The sequence below is a fragment of the Pseudomonas sp. TWI929 genome, assembly GCF_039673335.1.
Classification (GTDB): domain Bacteria; phylum Pseudomonadota; class Gammaproteobacteria; order Pseudomonadales; family Pseudomonadaceae; genus Aquipseudomonas.
Window position 1 is genome coordinate 1 of the sequence record NZ_JBDJLK010000058.1, and the last position, 18,684, is coordinate 18,684.

Annotated in this window: 19 protein-coding genes; 6 read left to right on the plus strand and 13 right to left on the minus strand. The window is 63.6% G+C overall.

Features of this window, described 5'->3' with window-relative positions:
* Positions 1–119 precede the first annotated feature (119 nt).
* The gene (locus ABE456_RS20245; RefSeq protein ID WP_346645502.1) at positions 120–965 is read left to right on the plus strand and encodes a MoxR family ATPase; all 846 of its coding nucleotides are present in this window, start codon (positions 120–122) and stop codon (positions 963–965) included.
* A gap of 13 nt (positions 966–978) precedes the next feature.
* On the plus strand, positions 979–2,157 hold the full coding sequence (locus ABE456_RS20250) for a VWA domain-containing protein (RefSeq protein ID WP_013973749.1): 1,179 nt from the start codon (positions 979–981) through the stop codon (positions 2,155–2,157).
* A 114-nt stretch (positions 2,158–2,271) separates the two neighbouring features.
* Here ABE456_RS20250 and ABE456_RS20255 read toward each other — a convergent pair whose 3' ends face one another.
* Genes ABE456_RS20255 through ABE456_RS20270 form a run of 4 tightly spaced genes read right to left on the minus strand, consistent with a single transcriptional unit; the run spans position 2,272 to position 5,944 of the window.
* Positions 2,272–3,189, minus strand: coding sequence for a biotin-dependent carboxyltransferase family protein (locus tag ABE456_RS20255; RefSeq protein ID WP_346645503.1), 918 nt, complete (start codon positions 3,187–3,189; stop codon positions 2,272–2,274).
* Positions 3,186–3,872, minus strand: coding sequence for a 5-oxoprolinase subunit PxpB (gene pxpB, locus ABE456_RS20260; protein ID WP_346645504.1), 687 nt, complete (start codon positions 3,870–3,872; stop codon positions 3,186–3,188). The genes ABE456_RS20255 and pxpB overlap by 4 nt, the downstream gene beginning before the upstream one ends.
* On the minus strand, positions 3,869–4,648 hold the full coding sequence (locus ABE456_RS20265; RefSeq protein ID WP_346645505.1) for a 5-oxoprolinase subunit PxpA: 780 nt from the start codon (positions 4,646–4,648) through the stop codon (positions 3,869–3,871). Before ABE456_RS20265 ends, pxpB begins: the two co-directional genes overlap by 4 nt.
* A gap of 9 nt (positions 4,649–4,657) precedes the next feature.
* Positions 4,658–5,944, minus strand: coding sequence for an MFS transporter (locus ABE456_RS20270; RefSeq protein ID WP_346645506.1), 1,287 nt, complete (start codon positions 5,942–5,944; stop codon positions 4,658–4,660).
* Between the two features lie 129 nt (positions 5,945–6,073).
* Here ABE456_RS20270 and ABE456_RS20275 point away from each other — a divergent pair, with 129 nt between their 5' ends.
* Positions 6,074–6,988 carry a LysR family transcriptional regulator gene (locus tag ABE456_RS20275; protein ID WP_346645507.1) on the plus strand — a complete coding sequence of 305 codons (915 nt, stop codon included), beginning with the start codon at positions 6,074–6,076 and terminating at the stop codon, positions 6,986–6,988.
* A gap of 97 nt (positions 6,989–7,085) precedes the next feature.
* Here the strand turns inward: ABE456_RS20275 and ABE456_RS20280 are convergent, their stop codons facing one another.
* From ABE456_RS20280 to ABE456_RS20295, 4 genes are all read right to left on the minus strand, one after another.
* Entirely contained in the window at positions 7,086–7,541 is a 456-nt protein-coding gene (locus tag ABE456_RS20280) for a transposase (protein ID WP_346645531.1), read from the minus strand.
* Positions 7,542–7,770: 229 nt separating this feature from the next.
* Positions 7,771–8,292 (minus strand): DUF2937 family protein, encoded by a 522-nt coding sequence (locus tag ABE456_RS20285; protein ID WP_346645508.1) that lies wholly within the window; start codon positions 8,290–8,292, stop codon positions 7,771–7,773.
* Between the two features lie 9 nt (positions 8,293–8,301).
* Positions 8,302–9,075: a class II glutamine amidotransferase gene (locus ABE456_RS20290; RefSeq protein WP_346645509.1), complete on the minus strand. Its 774-nt coding sequence runs from the start codon at positions 9,073–9,075 to the stop codon at positions 8,302–8,304.
* Between the two features lie 14 nt (positions 9,076–9,089).
* Positions 9,090–9,587: an MFS transporter gene (locus tag ABE456_RS20295; protein ID WP_346645510.1), complete on the minus strand. Its 498-nt coding sequence runs from the start codon at positions 9,585–9,587 to the stop codon at positions 9,090–9,092.
* Positions 9,588–9,705: 118 nt separating this feature from the next.
* Here ABE456_RS20295 and ABE456_RS20300 point away from each other — a divergent pair, with 118 nt between their 5' ends.
* Entirely contained in the window at positions 9,706–11,748 is a 2,043-nt protein-coding gene (locus ABE456_RS20300) for a S9 family peptidase (RefSeq protein ID WP_346645511.1), read from the plus strand.
* Positions 11,749–11,889: 141 nt separating this feature from the next.
* Here the strand turns inward: ABE456_RS20300 and ABE456_RS20305 are convergent, their stop codons facing one another.
* Positions 11,890–12,168, minus strand: a complete 279-nt coding sequence (locus tag ABE456_RS20305) for a hypothetical protein (RefSeq protein WP_346645512.1) — start codon at positions 12,166–12,168, stop codon at positions 11,890–11,892.
* A gap of 132 nt (positions 12,169–12,300) precedes the next feature.
* On the opposite strand from ABE456_RS20305, the gene ABE456_RS20310 reads away from it, so the two are divergent.
* Together ABE456_RS20310 and ABE456_RS20315 are read left to right on the plus strand one after the other, a co-directional pair.
* Positions 12,301–12,672 (plus strand): YajD family HNH nuclease, encoded by a 372-nt coding sequence (locus ABE456_RS20310; RefSeq protein WP_346645513.1) that lies wholly within the window; start codon positions 12,301–12,303, stop codon positions 12,670–12,672.
* Positions 12,673–12,743: 71 nt separating this feature from the next.
* Positions 12,744–13,214 carry an RNA methyltransferase gene (locus ABE456_RS20315; protein ID WP_016711941.1) on the plus strand — a complete coding sequence of 157 codons (471 nt, stop codon included), beginning with the start codon at positions 12,744–12,746 and terminating at the stop codon, positions 13,212–13,214.
* A 167-nt stretch (positions 13,215–13,381) separates the two neighbouring features.
* Here ABE456_RS20315 and ABE456_RS20320 read toward each other — a convergent pair whose 3' ends face one another.
* The 4 genes from ABE456_RS20320 to ABE456_RS20335 form a co-directional block, all read right to left on the minus strand.
* Positions 13,382–14,872: an aldehyde dehydrogenase gene (locus ABE456_RS20320; protein ID WP_346645514.1), complete on the minus strand. Its 1,491-nt coding sequence runs from the start codon at positions 14,870–14,872 to the stop codon at positions 13,382–13,384.
* Between the two features lie 13 nt (positions 14,873–14,885).
* Entirely contained in the window at positions 14,886–15,779 is an 894-nt protein-coding gene (locus ABE456_RS20325) for a dihydrodipicolinate synthase family protein (protein ID WP_346645515.1), read from the minus strand.
* A gap of 70 nt (positions 15,780–15,849) precedes the next feature.
* A complete protein-coding gene (locus ABE456_RS20330) occupies positions 15,850–17,178 on the minus strand; it encodes an MFS transporter (RefSeq protein ID WP_346645516.1) in 1,329 nt (442 codons plus the stop codon).
* A 182-nt stretch (positions 17,179–17,360) separates the two neighbouring features.
* Entirely contained in the window at positions 17,361–18,680 is a 1,320-nt protein-coding gene (locus ABE456_RS20335) for an FAD-binding oxidoreductase (RefSeq protein ID WP_346645517.1), read from the minus strand.
* Positions 18,681–18,684 lie beyond the last annotated feature (4 nt).

Here is an 18,684-nt window from a genome sequence, read left to right on the forward strand (position 1 = left end):
TTTTGGGGGTTTACCCTCCCCCAACTGTTACACACCACAATTCATGTTTGTTGTTTTTCGTGTGGGTGGGTTTAAACCCGCGAAGAGGCCGGCACAGGCTTACAACAGAGGACAGCCCCATGAAGTTCGAAGGCACCCGCGACTACGTCGCCACAGACGACCTGAAACTGGCGGTAAACGCGGCCATCACCCTCGAACGCCCGTTGCTGGTCAAGGGCGAACCCGGTACCGGCAAGACCATGCTCGCCGAACAGCTGGCGGCATCGTTCGGTGCGCGCCTGATCACCTGGCATATCAAATCCACCACCAAGGCCCACCAGGGCCTCTACGAGTACGACGCGGTCAGCCGCCTGCGCGACTCGCAGCTGGGCGTGGACAAGGTCCACGATGTGCGCAACTACCTGAAGAAGGGCAAGCTGTGGGAAGCCTTCGAGGCCGAAGAACGGGTCATCCTGCTGATCGACGAAATCGACAAGGCCGACATCGAGTTCCCCAACGACCTGCTGCAAGAGCTGGACAAGATGGAGTTCTACGTCTACGAAATCGACGAGACCATCAAGGCTAAACAGCGCCCGATCATCATCATTACCTCGAACAACGAAAAGGAGCTGCCGGACGCTTTCCTGCGCCGCTGCTTCTTCCACTACATCGCCTTCCCTGACCGCGGCACCCTGCAGCAGATTGTCGACGTGCACTACCCGAACATCAGCCAGTCGCTGGTCAGCGAGGCACTCGACGTGTTCTTCGACGTGCGCAAGGTACCGGGCCTGAAGAAAAAGCCGTCCACCTCCGAACTGGTCGACTGGCTGAAGCTGCTGATGGCCGACAACATCGGTGAAGCCGTGCTGCGCGAACGCGACCCGACCAAGGCCATTCCGCCACTGGCCGGTGCACTGGTGAAGAACGAACAGGACGTGCAGTTGCTGGAGCGCCTGGCCTTCATGAGCCGGCGCGGCAACCGCTGACAGGAGCCGGGCCATGCTGCTCAACCTGTTCAATGAAATGCGTGCGGCCAAGGTGCCGGTGTCGGTGCGCGAGCTGCTCGACCTGCACCAGGCCTTGCAAAAGCGCGTGGTGTTCGCCGACATGGACGAGTTCTACTACCTCGCCCGTGCCATCCTGGTGAAGGACGAACGCCACTTCGACAAGTTCGACCGGGCCTTTGCCGCCTACTTCAAGGGCCTGGAAAACCTCGACCGGCACATCGAGGCGCTGATCCCGGAAGACTGGCTGCGCAAGGAGTTCGAGCGTTCACTCACCGATGAGGAGCGCGCGCAGATCCAGTCGCTCGGTGGCCTGGACAAGCTGATCGAGGAATTCAAGAAACGCCTTGAAGAGCAAAAGGAACGCCACGCCGGCGGCAACAAGTGGATCGGCACCGGCGGCACCAGCCCGTTCGGCTCAGGCGGCTTCAACCCCGAGGGCATCCGCGTGGGCGAGGCTGGCAAGCGCCAGGGCAAGGCGGTGAAGGTGTGGGACCAGCGCGAGTACAAGAACCTCGACGACCAGGTGGAGCTGGGCACGCGCAACATCAAGCTGGCCCTGCGCCGGCTGCGCAAGTTCGCCCGTGAAGGCGCTGCCGAAGAGCTGGATATCGACGGCACCATCGACCACACCGCGCGCGATGCCGGGCTGCTGAACATCCAGATGCGCCCGGAGCGGCGCAACACCGTGAAGCTGCTGTTGCTGTTCGACATCGGCGGCTCGATGGACGCCCACGTCAAGGTTTGCGAAGAGCTGTTCTCGGCGTGCAAGACCGAGTTCAAGCACCTGGAGTACTACTACTTCCACAACTTCGTGTACGAGTCGGTGTGGAAGAACAACCTGCGCCGCACCTCGGAGCGCTATTCCACCTTCGACCTGCTGCACAAGTACGGCGACGACTACAAAGTGGTGTTCGTCGGCGACGCGGCCATGGCGCCCTACGAGATTACCCAGCCCGGTGGTAGCGTGGAGCACTGGAACGAAGAAGCCGGGTATGTGTGGATGCAGCGCTTCATGGAAAAGTTCAGGAAGATCATCTGGATCAACCCGTATCCCAAGCAGGCCTGGGACTACACCGCGTCGACCCACCTGGTGCGGGACCTGATCGAAGACAAGATGTACCCGCTGACCTTGCAGGGGTTGGAGGAAGGGATGCGTTACCTGTCCAAGTGAGGTTGCCGGTATGGGCCTCTTCGCGGGCTCGCCCGCTCCCACAGGTACCCCGCTGCCCTCAGGGCTTGTGATATCCCTGTGGGAGCGGGCGAGCCCGCGAAAGGGCCAGCGGCCTTACAACCAACGGTCCAGGTATACCTGCTGCTCCCGCCAAGCCTCATCCTGCACTACCGCCCTGAACCGCACCACCGCCCCCGGCATGCACTGCGCCAGCTGCGCCAGCGCCAACGGCGTCAACGCCCCCAGCCGCGGATAACCACCAATGGTCTGCCGGTCATTGAGCAACACGATCGGTTGCCCATCCGGCGGCACCTGCACCGCGCCCAGCGGTATCCCTTCGGAAATCATCGGCGCCCCCTGGCAAACCAGCTGCGGCCCCAGCAGGCGGATGCCCATGCGGTCAGCCCGGCTGTCCAGCGTCCAGTCACTGTTGAATGCCTCGAACAGGCTGGTACCGCTGAAATCGCCGATCTGCGCGCCCATCACCAGGTCAAGCACAGGCTTCTGGTCATAGCGCGGGCGCAACGCATCCGGCACTTCACGAAGGCTTGCCGGAGTATCAGCAAAAGCCAGCACCTGGCCTTTACCAAGCGCAGCACCCTGGCCATCGATACCACCCAGCTCTTCCCGCACGACGGTGGCACAGCTGCCCAGCACATCCTCGCCCTGGAACCCGCCAGGCGCCGCCAGGTACGCCCGCACGCCCTGCTTGGGCTGCTTCAGGGTCAACCGCTGCCCTTTGCCCAGAGCAAAGCTGCGCCAGGGCGCGACCGACTGATCATCAACCCGCGCATCCAGGTCGGCGCCGGCCAGCGCCAGCACACAATCCTGCTGCGCCACCACACTGAAGCCACCCAGCGCCACCTCGACCACCGGTGCCGCCAACGGGTTGCCCAGCAGCCAGTTGGCCCAGTGCATCGCCACCCAGTCCAGCGCCCCACCCTGGGTCACGCCCAGGTGGCGTACACCAAAGCGCCCGGCATCCTGCAACAGGCACAGCGCGGTGCTGGCCTCAATCTGCAACTGCTTCATCCTTGCGCCTCCACATCACCGCCCAAGGCCAGAAACTCGCTGCGCGAAACCGGCACGAAACGTACCCGGTCACCGGGTTGCAACAGGCTGTAGCCATCGCGCTCACGATCGAACAACCGCACCGGGGTTCGCCCGATCAGGTTCCAGCCGCCCGGCGACACTGCCGGATACGCCGCCGTCTGACGCTCGGCAATGCCGACGCTGCCAGCCGCCACCCGCTTGCGCGGGGTGCTCAGGCGCGGGCTGGCCAGGCGTTCATCCACCAGGCCCATGAAGCCGAAACCAGGGGCGAAACCCAGGGCGAACACCGGGTATTCACGCTCGCTGTGCAAGCGAATGACTTCGGCTTCACTCATGCCGCTGCGGGCTGCCAGCACCGGCAGTTCCGGGCCGACACTGGCGTCGTACCACACCGGGATTTCATGGCTGCGGCCGCCACTGCCGGTGTCTGGCTGCAAACCGTCCAGTGCCTGGGCGATCAGCGCCCTCGCCTCGCCTGGCGGCAGGTCGAACTGCACCATCAGCGTGGTGTAGGACGGCACCAGGTCCAGCAAGTGCTCGCCGAATGCCGCACGCAGGCGCTGGCTGGCGGCGAGCATCCACGGCATGTTGGCCTCGTCGATACGCTCGAACAGGCGCACCATCAGGCTGTCAATGGCTACCACTTCGATGCGCGGTTTCATCGCGCCTCCAGCGCATCGAGGGCCTGGCGAATTTGCCGCACCGCAGCTACCGAACTGTCGTTGTCACCGTGTACACAGAGGGTGCTGGCCTCAAGCTTCAGTGCACTGCCATCGTCTGCCACCAGGGTTTCGCCACGGGCCAGGCGCACGGCCTGCTGCACCACCAGCGCCGGGTCGTGGTGCACTGCGCCCGGCAGGCGCCGCGAGACCAGGTGGCCACTGGCGGTATAGGCGCGGTCGGCAAATGCCTCGAACCACAGCGGCACACCGATTTCATCGCCCAGTGCCTGGGCGGCGCGGTTGTCGGCGGTGGCCATGAGCATCAGCGGCAGGTTGCTATCGTAGGCCGCCACGGCCTCCAGCACGGTACGCAGCTTGAGCGGGTCGGCCATCATGTCGTTGTACAGCGCGCCATGGGGTTTCACGTAGGCCACGCGGCCACCCAGTACCTTGCAGATGCCGTCCAGTGCACCGATCTGGTAATGCAGCAGGTCGCGGATTTCCTCCGGGCTGCAGGCCATGGAGCGGCGGCCGAAGCCAACCAGGTCCGGGTAAGCCGGGTGCGCGCCGATGGTTACCCCGTGCTCCAGTGCCAGCGCCACGGTGCGGCGCATGATGCTTGGGTCGCCGGCGTGGTAGCCACAGGCGATGTTGGCGCAATCGATGTAGGGCATCACTTCGGCGTCCAGGCCCATGCGCCAGCTGCCGAAGCTCTCACCCATGTCGCAATTGAGTAGCAGGCGTTCCACCACGCGGCCTCCGTTGTTGTTATCCATATGCCTACCTTACCGCGCCTGCAGCTGTTTGCCGCGGGTTTCCGGCAGGCTCAGCGCTGCCACGATCACCACGCCGTAAGACACCGCCGAGAACACCCCGATACCCAGGCCCAGCGGCACTTTCTGGCCGAGCACGCCGATCAGCAGCGGGAACAGCGCCGCAATGACCTTGCCGATGTTGTAGCAGAAGCCCTGCCCCGAACCCCGGATGCGTGTGGGGAACAGTTCGGTCAGGAATGCGCCCATGCCGCTGAAAATACCCGAAGCGAAGAAGCCCAGCGGGAAGCCCAGCCACAGCATCACGCCATCGCTGACCTGCATTTGCGTGTACAACAGCACGATGACGAACGAACCCACGGCGAACAGGATGAAGTTTTTCTTGCGCCCCAGCAGGTCGGACAGGTACGCGCTAACCACATAGCCGATGTAGGAGCCGACGATCACCATGGCCAGGTAACCACCCGTGCCCAGCACGCTCAGGCCGCGCTCGTTCTTGAGGAAGGTTGGCAGCCACGAGGTAATGGCGTAGTAGCCGCCCAGCGCGCCGGTGGTCAGCAATGACGCACGCACGGTGGTCCAGAGCATGCCCGGGGCGAAGATTTCGTAGAAGTGCGACGGCGCCTCGGCGTTTTCCACCGCCTTGGCCTCGCGGTACACCTCGGGGTCCTTGACCAGGCGGCGGACAAAGATCACGAAAATCGCCGGCACCAGCCCCAGCAGGAACAGCGCCCGCCAGGCCTGCTCCGCCGGTAGCCAGGAGAACAGCAGCGCATAGAGGATGGCGGTGAGGCCCCAGCCAAGGGCCCAGCCAGACTGCACCATGCCCACCGCCTTGCCACGGTCCTGGGCACGGATTACCTCGCCGATCAGCACCGCGCCGGCAGTCCATTCGCCGCCAAAGCCGAAGCCCATCAGGGTGCGGGCAATCAGCAACTGCTCGTAGTTCTGGGCAAAGCCGCACAGGAAGGTGAAGAAGGCAAACCACAGCACCGTCAATTGCAGGGTACGCACCCGGCCGATGCGGTCGGAAAGGATACCGGCGATCCAGCCACCCACCGCCGAGGCAATCAGCGTGCTGGTATGGATCAACCCGGCTTCGGTGGTAGTGATGCCCCACAGCATGATCAGCGTGGGGATGACGAAGCTGAGCATCTGCGTGTCCATGCCGTCCAGGCCATAGCCGATCTTGCAGCTCCAGAAGGTGCGCCGTTGCTGTGAGTCGATGTCACGGTACCAGGCGAAAGGCCCGGACGAAGGAGTGGAACTGACCTGCTGCTGCACGCCGGTGGGGTTCATGCTTGCCTCGGCTTGTTGGTATTGTTTTATGGGCGACATAGAACGTCGCGGCCTGGGTAGCATGTTCTGAGGCCGCGCTGCCTGCGTCCAACGAGAAAAACCGCCGGTCTGGAACAAGAAAAACTGATCATGAACCTTCGCTTCCTCGAAACCTTTGTCTGGGTCGCCCGGCTCAAGAGCTTCCGCCTGACTGCGGAAAAGCTGTTCACCACCCAGGCCTCGGTGTCCAGCCGCATTGCCGCGCTGGAGGCCGACCTGGGCGTGAAACTGCTGCTGCGCGATTCCCGTGGCGTCAGCCTGACCCCGGAAGGCGGCAAGGTGCTGGAATATGCCGAACGCATGCTGGAAACCGCCAAAGCCATGAAGCAGTCGCTGGACAGCGACCGGGCCAAGGTTGGGCGCATTCGCATCGGGGTGATGGACACGGTGATCCACACCTGGATGAGCGCGCTGGTGGCAGAGCTGAGCGAGCGCTACCCGCAGGTGGAAATCGAGCTGGTGGCCGACACTGCGCTGAACCTGCGCGAGCAGCTGCAGAAGGGTTTTCTCGATGTGATCTTGCAGACCGACCTGTTGCGCGAACAGTCGATCCGCAGCCTCGACCTGGCGCGCTACCCGATGGGTTGGGTGGTGGCTGCCGGCTCGCCCCAGCACCGCGACTACGCTTCGCTGGCCGAGCTTGGCCGTGAGCGCATCATCACCTTTTCAAAGAACTCGCGGCCGCACCAGGAGGTGCTAAGCCTGCTGCAGGGTGCGGGGGCCGAAACGCCGCGGCTGAACTGCGTGAACTCGGTGGCGGCGATTACCCGGTTGTTGCGCGACGGCTTTGGCATCGGCGCGTTGCCGCCTGCGCTGGTGGATGCCGAGCTGAGCCGGGGTGAGCTGGTATTGCTGGAGGGGTTGCAACCACCGCCGAGCCTGGAGCTGGTGGTGGCCTGGCAGACCGGGGTGGCGTTGGTGGATGAAGTGGTCGGGGTGTGCCGGCAGGTGCTGGAGGGGTATGCGCGGGATGTGGGGGAGCAGCGGATCGTGTTGGCTTCGTAGATCGAGCGCCGCCCGCGCGGCGCATCGCGGATGAATCCGCTCCTACATTTGTTGCAACGTGCCGAACCTGTCAGGCCATGGTTCTCAGCCTTTGGGATCAGATCCAGATTGCATCCCAATGCGGATAGTCACCGATTCTGGTCACCAATCCTGCTCTTAATGGGTTGGCAATGATGTACCTGGCGGCCTTGACTACATCTTCTTCCCTGCGCAGAGCGCGGTCGTGATAACCGGCTTGCCAGACGGGGACCGTGAGGGTTCCAGACTTTCGCAAGCTGTGGCTTGACCTAGCTTTGAAGCGGCGCATCAGTGTGCTCAGAGTTATCTCTTTCAGTTCGATCAGCCAATGTACATGGTCAGGCATGACAACCCAGGCAAGTGAATGGCAGCTGTTCTCCTGCTCTGCCATGCGCAGATGGCGAATCACGATGCGGGCGCGCTGGAAATTGTCGAACAGCGGGTGGCGGTTCTGAGTGACGGTAGTGAGCATATAGAGCCTGCCGGGTTCTGAGCACCTGCCGCGGCGCAGCAGGCAGCCTTTCGGGCTGAGCATGATGGTCATCCATGAATTGTCGATTCCCGTTTCAGCCTAGAATTGCTTGCAATTGGTGCTCGGACGATATGGTTTGCAAATGTGTCCCGAGCTCATGTCATGCGCCAAGGCAGGCGACCATGGCGCAACAGGTTCGGCACGTTGCAACAAATGTAGGAGCGGATTCATCCGCGATGCGCCGCGCGGGCGGCGCTCGATATCCCAGGCACTGCAATGCTCAAGGCGAACGTCAGCGCCAGCTCTCTTTCACCGCGCCACGCCGCCCGCCGAGGATCACCCAACCAATTCCCAGCAACAGGCTCTCGACCACAAAGGCCAGCACAAACCCTGCGCCAACGCCCCAGCCGATCGCCTCGGGCACCAGCAGAATCTGGTAGCTGTAGCCATTGAGGGTTTCTTCGCGCAACTGCGGGTCGGCCTGCACCAGCACATGCCAGGTGCGCTCGGCCCATGGCCCTTGCAGCGCCTGCCATTCGTTTTCCAGCAGTTCGTTGCGGATCATCAGGCTTTCGATGCTGTTGGCATCACTGTTGAACACCGGGTCGTCGCTGCTGCGGTAGTGCCGCAGCAGGGCCTGCAAGTCGCCATCGAAGAAGCGTTCGGCAGTCTGCCTGAAGCCATCCAGCGCCTCGCGTGATTCGAACAGGTGCGCCTCGACCCGCTGGCTGTAGTCCTTGACCAGCCCCGGGACCTGGATGCCGGCCAGCAGGCCGAAGGTGAACAGCAGCAACCGCAGGTAACTTCTGAACATGCAGCGTCCTTAGCTCTGGCCGTGCGCCACGCACTCGCCGTGCCGCCACAGGGCCCATTGGCCTGGCTCGTAGCGCTGCCAGGTCTCGTTCTCGGTCAGGGCCTCGGTGGCGATCACCGTGACCACGTCGTTGGGGGTGGTTTCGGTATGAAAATCGACGATCAGGTCGACATCCTTCAAGCGTGCTGCGCCAAACGGCGCACGCCGGGTGATGTGCACCAATTTGGTCGAGCAGAAGCAGAACAGCCAGTCGCCATCGCTGAGCATGCAGTTGAACACGCCCTGGCCACGGTAGCCGGCACACGCTTCGACCAGTACCGGCAGCAGCTGTTCCACCGGCACTGGCTCGGGGAAAGCGCCGCGGATGCGGTTGAGCAGGTCGCAGAAGGCGGCTTCGCTGTCGGTGTCGCCTACTGGCCGATAGAAGCTGGCCAGGCCCTTGAAGTCGCCCAGCTGGCCGTTGTGCGCGAAGCACCAGTTGCGGCCCCACATTTCCCGTACGAACGGGTGGGTGTTGGACAGGCACACCTTGCCGACGTTGGCCTGGCGGATATGGCCGATGACCACTTCGCTCTTGATCGGGTAGCGCTGCACCAGGTTGGCCACTTCCGACTCGCTGCTGGCGGCCGGGTCCTGGAACAGGCGCAGGCCACGGCCTTCGTAAAAGCCGATGCCCCAGCCGTCACGGTGCGGGCCGGTACGGCCGCCGCGCTGCATCAGGCCGGTGAAGCTGAAGACGATGTCGGTAGGGACGTTGGCACTCATGCCCAGCAGTTCGCACATAGGCGTGTCTCCGCTTACAGACGGGGCTCGACCCGGCCATTGCCACGCGGGGCGGCCGGGGGCGGGTCGTCACGGTAACGGTCACGGCGCTCGGCGGCCAAAGGCACCTGGGCCGCGACCTGGTCATCTTCGGCTGCCTGGCGCCTGGCGGCAGCTTCGGCCTGCTCGCGGCGCTCTCGGGCGCGTTTTTCCAGCGGCCAGCGCAGTAGTACGAAGAGGAAATACAGGCCAAAGGCGATCATGCCGTACATGGCAAAGTCCGACACCGCGCGCCAGGCGTTGTTGCCGACCTTGAAGGCAACATCCAGGGCCGTGATGGCGATGGCCGGGGCGAAGCTTTCCTTGACCGGGTCAACGATGGTCGGGGTCAGCAGCAGCACCGCCAGCACTACCCGCAGCGGTTCGCGCAGCCAGCGCCACATCCAGCCGGTGAGCTTGAAGGCCACCAGCAGGCAGCCCAGGGCGGCAATCGCGTACAGGCCCCAGGCGAAGGTGTAGTCGTTCTCGGTCATGGTGTTCGTGCAAGCCAGGCAAAGAGATGCCTATGATAAACACTTTTCCGGGCGCAGACAGTGTTTGCCTGTGCCGGCCCTATCGCCGGCCTAGGCAACCCCAATCAAGAGATCTTCAATGCCGACCAAGCCCCAACCCCCGATTGCCCAAGCCGATCAAGCCGCCGACCCGTACGCCTGGCTGCAACAGCGCGATACCCCCGAAGTGCTCGCCTACCTGCAAGCCGAAAACGCCTACCAGGAAGCCTGCCTGGCCGACCAGGCGCCGTTGCGCGAACAATTGTTCGAAGAGATCAAGGGCCGCATCCAGGAAACCGACCTGTCGCTGCCGGCGCCTTGGGGCCCCTACCTGTACTACACCCGTACCACCGCTGGCGACGAGTACCCACGCCACTACCGCTGCCCGCGTCCGGCCGATGACTCCAACACGGTCGATGAAAGCCAGGAGCAACTGCTGCTCGACCCCAACGCCCTGGCCAACGGCGGCTTCCTGTCGCTGGGCGCGTTCAACGTCAGCCCCGACCACCGCCTGCTGGCCTACAGCCTCGACACCAGTGGCGACGAAATCTTCACCCTGTACGTCAAGGACCTGGCCAGTGGCGACGTCACTGCCCTGCCCTTCGACGACTGCGACGGCAGCCTGACCTGGGCCAATGATAGCCAGACGCTGTTCTTCGCCGAACTGGACGACACCCACCGGCCATGGCGCCTGCGCCGCCACACCCTGGGCAGCGACGGCGCGCAGACCGTGTTCGAGGAGCCCGACGGGCGCTTCTTCTTGCACTGCTACCGCACCAGTTCCGAGCGCCAGCTGGTGCTGCTGCTCAACAGCAAGACCACCAGCGAAGCCTGGGTGCTGGACGCCGAAACCCCGCAGGCGCCGTTCACCTGCCTGGCAGCGCGGGTCGAAGACCACGAGTACTTCCCCGACCACGGCCAGCTCGACGGCCAGTGGCGCTGGTTCATCCGCACCAATCAGGACGGCATCAACTTTGCCCTGTACCACGCGCCGGTCGCCCCGGTGCCAAGCCGTGACCAATGGCAAGTGCTGGTGCCGCACCGCGACACGATCATGCTCGAAGGCCTCAGCCTGAATGCCAGCGCGCTGACCCTGAGCCTGCGCGAAGGCGGCCTGCCAATTATCGAGGTGCGCCCGCAGGGGCTGCCGGCCTACCGCGTCGAGCTGCCAGACGCGGCCTACAGCCTGTACGTGCAGGACAGCCTGGAGTTCGCCAGCACTCGCCTGCGCCTGCGCTACGAAGCGCTCAACCGCCCGGCCCAGGTACGCCAGCTGGAGCTGGCCACCGGCGCTCAGGAAGTACTCAAGCAAACCCCGGTGCTGGGGGCGTTCGATGCCGATGACTACGTCAGCGAGCGCCTGTGGGCCACTGCGGCGGACGGCACCCGGGTGCCGATCAGCCTGGTGCGCCGCCGCCAGGACCTGGGCCAGACCGTGCCGCTGTACCTGTATGGCTACGGCGCCTACGGCGAAAGCCTCGACCCGTGGTTCTCGCATGCGCGCCTGAGCCTGCTGGAGCGCGGCGTGGCCTTTGCCATCGCCCATGTGCGTGGTGGTGGCGAACTGGGCGAGGCCTGGTACCGCGCCGGCAAGCAGGAGCACAAGCACAACACTTTCAGCGACTTCATCGCCTGCGCCGAGCACCTGATCGCCGAGGGTGTGACCGCTGCCGACCGCCTGGCCATCAGTGGCGGCAGCGCCGGTGGCCTGCTGATGGGCGCGGTGCTCAACTTGCGCCCCGAGCTGTTCCGCTGCGCGATTGCCGAAGTGCCGTTCGTCGATGTGCTCAACACCATGCTCGACCCTGAGCTGCCGCTGACCGTGACCGAGTACGACGAATGGGGCAACCCTGAAGAGCCGGAGGTGTACGCGCGGATCAAGGCATATGCGCCGTACGAGAACGTGAAGGCCCAGGCCTACCCGGCGATGCTGGTGGTGGCGGGCTACAACGACAGCCGCGTGCAGTACTGGGAAGCGGCCAAGTGGGTGGCGCGGTTGCGCACGCGCAAGACCGACAGCAACCTGCTGTTGCTCAAGACCGAGATGGGGGCCGGGCATGGCGGGATGAGTGGGCGGTATCAGGGGCTGAAGGATGTGGCCCTGGAGTATGCGTTCGTGTTTGGCGAATTAGGTATCGCTTGAGATAGCTGGGGGCGCTTTGCGCCCCTTTCGCGACACAAGGCCGCTCCTACAAGGGAACGCGGTCTCCTGTAGGAGCGGCCTTGCGTCGCGATGGGCTGCAAAGCAGCCCCAAAAAATCCCACAGCCACACATATCTGTCAGTCAATCATCATCCACCGCCGGCTTCGCAGGCTCCGGCCGCAACCCCGGCAAAGGCTGGTCCTTCGGCGGCCCGGGCACCGGCATCGGCGGCAGCAACGGCGCCCCCGGCTGGCTGTCATAAGCCTTGGGCGGTGTACTCGGGGTTATCTGCGGGTATGGCGTAGGCGTAGGCGTACCCGGCGCACCGGGCACCGGCGTGTTAAGCCGCGGTGGCGTGCTGGCGGCTTCAGCCATGGGCAGGCCAGCCAACAACAGCACAGCGAGGATCGCGCGAAACATCAGCAACCTCCTGTCGGGAACCTTCCTACAGGCTACGCCTAAATCAAAGTTTTCGCCTGTCCGCCTGCCCTGCAAGCGCGCTAGACTCAATGGCATAACCGTCATCTGCCTGATCAGAACAAAGGAAACACCATGAGCTCCACCTCTTCCGCCGCCGCCACCGCGCGCCTCGACCGCATCCTGGCCGATGCCAAGCGCGACAAGGAAATGGGCTACCGCGACAAGGCCCTGAAAATGTACCCGCACGTGTGCGGCCGCTGCGCCCGCGAGTTCGCCGGCAAGCGCCTGAGCGAACTGACCGTGCACCACCGTGACCACAACCACGACAACAACCCGCAGGACGGCTCCAACTGGGAGCTGCTGTGCCTGTACTGCCACGACAACGAGCACTCGCGCTACACCGACCAGCAGTACTTCAGCGAAGGCTCCACCAGTACCCCAAGCATCGCCAAGGCCACCCACAACCCGTTCGCCGGGCTGGCGGGCATGCTGAAGAAAGACTGACCATCGATTCGCGCCCCGCTGCTACCGGGCAGCCCGTATAATCGCGCTTTTTTCGCGAAGGGCCCCGGTACGTGGCAAACAAACGATACAGCTGCATCGGCCTGTTCAACCCCAAGTCGCCGGAAAACGTCGGCTCGGTGATGCGCGCCGCGGGTTGCTATGGCGTCAATTCGGTGTTCTACACCGGCAAAAGGTACGAACGCGCCCGTGACTTCGTCACCGACACCAAGCGTGTGCACTACGACATCCCGCTGATCGGCATCGATGACCTGCAGCGCATCATCCCGCTGGGTTGCACGCCGGTGGCAGTGGAGCTGGTGGAAGGTGCGCGGCCGTTGCCGGAATACACCCACCCGGATCGGGCCATCTACATCTTCGGGCCTGAGGATGGTTCGTTGAGCGAGGATGTGCGGGGGTGGTGTGAAGAGACCATCTACATTCCCACCGAGGGTTGCATGAACCTGGCGGCGACGGTGAACGTGGTGCTGTATGACCGCATGGCCAAGGGGCTGAATACCCGCTCGGGGCCCAAGTTCAAATAAAAAGGCCGCCTTGTATTGGCAGGGCCGGCCTCTTCGCGGGCTCGCCCGCTCCCACAGGGGCAGTGTGAACCCTTGTGGGAGCGGGCATGCCCGCGAAAGGGCCAGCCCTGCAAACACAGGGCGGCCAGGTGCTGAGCTCCGTCAGAACAGCACCGGTCTTGCTCAGATCACGAAGCGTTGATCCAGATGGTCTTCAGCTCCGTGTACTGGTCATGGGCCCAGATGGACTTGTCGCGCCCACCAAAGCCAGACTCTTTGTAGCCACCGAACGGCGTGGTCACATCACCTTCGCCGAAGCAGTTGACCGTGACCACGCCCGCGCGGATTTCCCGCGACAGGCGCAGCGCATTGCGCAGGCTGCCGGTGTAGGCCGAAGCCGCCAGGCCGTAGACGGTGTCGTTGGCCAGCTCGATCGCCTCGTCGATGGTTTCGAAGCTGGTCACGCTCAGCACCGGGCCAAAGATTTCCTCGACGAACAGTTTGTTGTCGCGGCTGACGTTGTCGACGATGGTCGGCTGCACGAACACGCCTTCTTCGGTTTCACCACCCTGAACGATGCTGAGTTTCTGCTCGGCAGCGTATTCCAGGTACGACTTCACCTTCTCGAAGTGCGACTTGCTGACCATGGCGCCTAGGCGGTTGTCCGGGTCCAGCGGGTCGCCCAGTTTCCAGTCCTTCAGGTGCTTGGCGATCAGGCCCAGCAGCTCGTCCTTCACGTCCTTGTGCACGATCAGGCGCGAGGACGCCGAGCAGTTCTCACCCATGTTCCAGAACGCACCGGCGGTGACGAACTGCGCCACTTCGTCGAGGTCTTCGCAGTCGTTCATGACCACGGCCGGGTTCTTGCCACCCAGCTCCAGGACGATGCGCTTGAGGTTGGACTCGGCAGCGTACTTGAGGAACAGGCGGCCGGTGTCGGTGGAGCCGGTGAAGCTGACCATCGGGATGTCCATGTGGCGGCCGATGGCCTCGCCCACTTCACGGCCACCGCCAGGCACCAGGTTGAACACACCGGCCGGGATACCAGCCTCGTGGGCCAGCTCGGCCACGCGCAGGGCGCTGAGGGTGGTTTCCTTGGCCGGCTTGACCACGATCGAGCAACCGGCGGCCAGCGACGGGGCGATCTTCCAGGCCAGCATCAGCAGCGGGAAGTTCCACGGCAGCACCAGGCCGACCACGCCGATGGCTTCACGCACCACCATGGTCACGGCAGCGTTGCCGGTCGGGGCAGTGGCGTCGTAGATCTTGTCGATCAGCTCGGCGTGCCAGCGGATGGTGTGGATGGTTTCCGGCACGTCGACGGTCTGGCACTCGCTGACCGGCTTGCCGCTGTCCAGCGCTTCCAGCACCGCCAGCTCATGGGCGTTGTCTTCCAGCAACTGGGCGAACTTCTGCAGCACGTGCTTGCGGTCGTTCGGCTGCATTTTCGACCAGGTGCCTTCCTCGAACACACGCTTGGCCGCGGCCACGGCGACGTTGACGTCGTTGACGTCGCAGGCGGCGACCTCGGCCAGCTGCTTGCCGGTGGCCGGGTTGGTGGTGACGAAGGTCTTGCCCGAGATGGCATCGCGGAACTCACCGTCGATGAATGCCTTGGTGCGCAGTTGCAGCTCGGCGGCGATGGCCGCGTATTGTTCCTTGCTCAGTAATTCAGCCATTTTTCCAGCCTCCTTATTTGATCTGGGCGATGGTGGCTTTCAGTTCGGTGACCACACGCTTGAGCTCTTGCTTCTCGGCGTCATCCAGGTCGTACAGCGGCTTGCGCACGCCACCGGTCTTCAGGCCGTTCAGGGCAACGCCGTTCTTGATCGCCTGGACGAACTTGCCACCTTCAAGGAAGTCCATCAGCGGCATCATGGCGGCCATGATCTTGCGGCCTTTGTCGAAGTTCTTCTCGATCACGCAGGCCTCGTACAGGGCCACGTGCTCGCGCGGGATGAAGTTGGAGCCGGCGCAGACCCAGCTCTTGGCGCCCCAGGCGAAGAACTCCAGGGCCTGGTCGTCCCAGCCGCACGACAGCTGGATGTTCGGGCGCTTGATGGCCAGGCGGTGCAGCTGGGCCATGTCACCGGAGCTTTCCTTGATGGCAACGATGTTCTTCACATCGGCAACGGCATCGAAGAACTCTTCACCCATGCTCACGCTCATGCGGCCTGGGTAGTTGTAGAGCATGATCGGCAGGCCGGCGGCGGCGTCGACGGCTTTGACGTGCAGGGCGATTTCCTGCTGGGTCGGCAGCGCGTACGGCGGGGTGCCCACCAGCAGCGCGTCGGCCTTGATTTCCTTGGCGTGCTGGGCGAAAGCCACGGCGTCTTCGGTGCGGATACCACCGGTGCCGACGATCAGCGGCAGGCGGCCGTTGAGCACGTCCTTGGCCTGGGCGGCCAGGTCGATGCGCTCCTGGGTGGTGTGGGCGTAGTACTCACCGGTGGAACCACCGATGATCACGCCGTGGATTTTCGACTCGACCAGGTATTCGAGGACCTCGGCGAACGCCGCCTTGTCGATCGAGCCGTCCGCAGCCAGCGGAGTGATTGCCGGGGTGTAGATGCCTTCGAATTTCACGGTAGGTTCTCCAGTGCGTTGCTCAGTGTTGTAAAACCCGCAGCAACGACGCTGCGGTGGTTGTATGGGTTCAGCTCAGCGAGGCCGCCTGCTGCAGGTTCAGCGAACGGGTTTCCGGCGCCAGCGCGACGGAAAACGCCAAGCCGACAAAGGTCACGGCGGCGGCGGCATACATGGTTGCGCCGATGCCATAGCTGTCGAGGGCGATGGGCACCAGCCAGGTGCCGACTGCGGCACCGATGCGCGACATCGAGGTGCCCACGCCCACGGCGCCAGCACGGATTTCGGTGGGGAACAGTTCGTTGGGGTACACCAGCTGCAACACCTGGGCGCCACCGATGAACAAAGCGTAGGCGCCGAACAGCGCGAGGATGAGCATCTCGTTGCCGTTGCTGAAAGCACCCAGGCCCAACAGCGCCAGCCCCGACCAGAAGAAGCTGTGCAGCAGCGTGGTACGCCGGCCAATGGTGTTCAGCAGGCGGGTGCCGATGATGCAACCGACCACGAACAGGCAGGTGATGGCGACCGACCCGATGGCTGCCCAATCCCCTTTTAGGTTGAGCGCACCCAGCACCTTAGGAGCGAAAGCGTAGACGGCGAACACCGGGATCACCGAGCAAGTCCAGAACATGGTGACGAACAGCATGCGCTTGCCATAGCCGGAGTGCAGCAGGCTGAGGAACGACAGCTTGCGGGTCTTGGGTTCTTCCGGCAGGTTTTTCAGCGAGAAGCCGTTGCCATACACACGCTTGATCACCTGCTCGGCTTCGGCCGAGCGGCCTTTGCTGATCAACCAGCGCGGCGACTCGGGGGTGCCCATACGGATCGCGAATAGCAGCGCGCCGATCACCGCAGCACTGGCCAGCACCAGGCGCCAGGCATCGTCGCCGCCGTGGCGCAGGATCGACTCACCGACCATGTAGGCGGTAGCGGCACCAGCGAACCACAGCACGGTCAGGGTGGCCAGGCGTGGGCCACGGTTCTTCTTGGGCAGGAACTCAACCAGCAGCGAGGTGGCCACCGGGTACTCGATGCCCACCGCAATACCGATGGCAAAGCGCAGCAGGAACAACGCCAGGGCCGATTCCACCCAGAACTGCGCCACCGAGGCCAGGATGAACAGGGTCGGGCCGACGAAGAACACGCGCTTGCGGCCGAAGCGGTCGGTCAGCCAACCGCCGAAGAAGCCACCGAAGAAAATGCCGATCAGCGCCGAGGCGGCGATCATGCCCTGCCAGAAACTGGTCAGGCTGAGGCCTGCGGACATCTGCACCATGGCCACGCCGATGATACTCAGTACATAGCCATCGACGAACGAACCGCCACCGGAACGCAAAGTCAGCAACTGGTGGAAGTTGTTGATCGGTACATCTTCAATCGAAACATTCGGATTTGTCATTGTTGTTCCTACCACTTCTGCTACATGCACATATTCAAGGCGAGCGTGCCCGCGAAACTGAAAACAGCATTCAGCCCCGGGTGAACGACCAACCGGTCGATCATCAAATTCGGGCAAAGGGTGCCCGTGCCGGCTAAATCAGCTCCGGCATCAAGTGTTCAAAGTTACAACTCAGTCAGCGATCAGCTTTCTTTGCCAGCGCGGAACTGCCCCCACATCAGGTTGGCGTTCAAGCCCAGGGAAACCAGGGGCTGCGGCGGGTTTGCGCAAGGCCCGGGGGCATTGAGCAAGAATTCGATCAATTCGTTCTTGTCACCGGCCAGCCAGTCCGCCAGCAACTTGCCGGTGACCGTTCCACGGGTAACGCCCAGGCCATTGCAGCACAGTGCGCCGACCACATTGGGCGCCAACTTGCCAAAGAAGCCCATGTGGTTGCGCGACAGTGCCAATGCACCGCCCCAGGTGTATTCGAAGTTCACCCCGGGCAACATCGGGAAACGCCGGGCGAACGATTCGCGGTGACGCTGGACGAAGCGTTCCAGGTATTTGCGGTTGCTGCGCCCGTCGGGGTTGTAGCTGAAGCTGTTGCGGATCAGCAGGCGGTTGTCGACGGTGCGGCGCATGGTGGTGCCGAACGGGTCGGCGGGGATCACGCCCCAGTAGGGTTTGCCACCCAGGCGGGCCTGTTCTTCCTCGGTCAGCGGGCGGGTGATGCTGCCGTAGGTGAACACCGGCAGCATGCGGCCCTTAAGGAAGCCGAAGCTCATGCCGAAGGCGTTGGTGGTGAGCACCAGCTTGTCGGCGGTGATCGAACCGTTGGCGTGGCGCAGCACTACCTTGTCACCGTACTCGACATCGGTGATCGGCGTTTGCTCGTACAGTGAAACATTGCTCGGCAGGCTGTCAGCCAGGCCTTTGACCAGCGCCGAGGGTTGCAGCAAAGCGGTACCGGGGGTGAACAGGCCCTTGCGGTAGAAGTGCGTGCCGATGTGGTCAGGCAGATCGCGGCCTTCGATCACTTCGTAAGGCTGGCCCAGCTTGTCCAGGCCACGGCGATAGGCATCCAGCACAGCGATGCCGCGGTCTTCGATGGCCGCCTGGTACTTGCCGCAGTGGCGGAACTGGCACTCGATGTCGTAGCGCTCGATCAGCTCCTTGAGGTACGACTGGCCACCCAGGTTGAGCTTGAGCACGGTCTTGGCGATGTCGATGTCGCCGATGTAGTCCTCGGCGCCGATATCGTGCGGCAGGTCGATGGCAAAACCGGCGTTACGGCCAGAGGTGCCGAAACCGACCTCCTGGGCCTCGATCAACACGATCTCGTCATCCGGGAAGTTCGTTGCCAGCTGGCGTGCAGCCGCCAGGCCGGTGAAGCCGGCGCCGACCACCACCCAACGCGCCTGGCTGTGGCCACTGTGGGCCGGCCTTGGCGTGCGGGGTTTGCTCAGGTGGTACCAGCCACAGGTGGCATCATCAGCAGGTAACGAACTTATTCTTGTCATGTCA

What these genes read in the sequence shown, in the direction of transcription:
- ABE456_RS20250 (WP_013973749.1), top strand. Translation starts at nt 979, where the DNA reads ATGCTGCTCAACCTGTTCAATGAAATGCGTGCGGCCAAGGTGCCGGTG.
- ABE456_RS20330 (WP_346645516.1), bottom strand. Translation starts at nt 17,178, where the DNA reads ATGACAAATCCGAATGTTTCGATTGAAGATGTACCGATCAACAACTTC.
- ABE456_RS20280 (WP_346645531.1), bottom strand. Translation starts at nt 7,541, where the DNA reads ATGCTCAGCCCGAAAGGCTGCCTGCTGCGCCGCGGCAGGTGCTCAGAA.
- ABE456_RS20290 (WP_346645509.1), bottom strand. Translation starts at nt 9,075, where the DNA reads ATGTGCGAACTGCTGGGCATGAGTGCCAACGTCCCTACCGACATCGTC.
- ABE456_RS20285 (WP_346645508.1), bottom strand. Translation starts at nt 8,292, where the DNA reads ATGTTCAGAAGTTACCTGCGGTTGCTGCTGTTCACCTTCGGCCTGCTG.
- ABE456_RS20255 (WP_346645503.1), bottom strand. Translation starts at nt 3,189, where the DNA reads ATGAAGCAGTTGCAGATTGAGGCCAGCACCGCGCTGTGCCTGTTGCAG.
- ABE456_RS20295 (WP_346645510.1), bottom strand. Translation starts at nt 9,587, where the DNA reads ATGACCGAGAACGACTACACCTTCGCCTGGGGCCTGTACGCGATTGCC.
- ABE456_RS20305 (WP_346645512.1), bottom strand. Translation starts at nt 12,168, where the DNA reads ATGTTTCGCGCGATCCTCGCTGTGCTGTTGTTGGCTGGCCTGCCCATG.
- ABE456_RS20300 (WP_346645511.1), top strand. Translation starts at nt 9,706, where the DNA reads ATGCCGACCAAGCCCCAACCCCCGATTGCCCAAGCCGATCAAGCCGCC.
- ABE456_RS20335 (WP_346645517.1), bottom strand. Translation starts at nt 18,680, where the DNA reads ATGACAAGAATAAGTTCGTTACCTGCTGATGATGCCACCTGTGGCTGG.
- ABE456_RS20275 (WP_346645507.1), top strand. Translation starts at nt 6,074, where the DNA reads ATGAACCTTCGCTTCCTCGAAACCTTTGTCTGGGTCGCCCGGCTCAAG.
- ABE456_RS20245 (WP_346645502.1), top strand. Translation starts at nt 120, where the DNA reads ATGAAGTTCGAAGGCACCCGCGACTACGTCGCCACAGACGACCTGAAA.
- pxpB (WP_346645504.1), bottom strand. Translation starts at nt 3,872, where the DNA reads ATGAAACCGCGCATCGAAGTGGTAGCCATTGACAGCCTGATGGTGCGC.
- ABE456_RS20310 (WP_346645513.1), top strand. Translation starts at nt 12,301, where the DNA reads ATGAGCTCCACCTCTTCCGCCGCCGCCACCGCGCGCCTCGACCGCATC.
- ABE456_RS20320 (WP_346645514.1), bottom strand. Translation starts at nt 14,872, where the DNA reads ATGGCTGAATTACTGAGCAAGGAACAATACGCGGCCATCGCCGCCGAG.
- ABE456_RS20270 (WP_346645506.1), bottom strand. Translation starts at nt 5,944, where the DNA reads ATGAACCCCACCGGCGTGCAGCAGCAGGTCAGTTCCACTCCTTCGTCC.
- ABE456_RS20265 (WP_346645505.1), bottom strand. Translation starts at nt 4,648, where the DNA reads ATGGATAACAACAACGGAGGCCGCGTGGTGGAACGCCTGCTACTCAAT.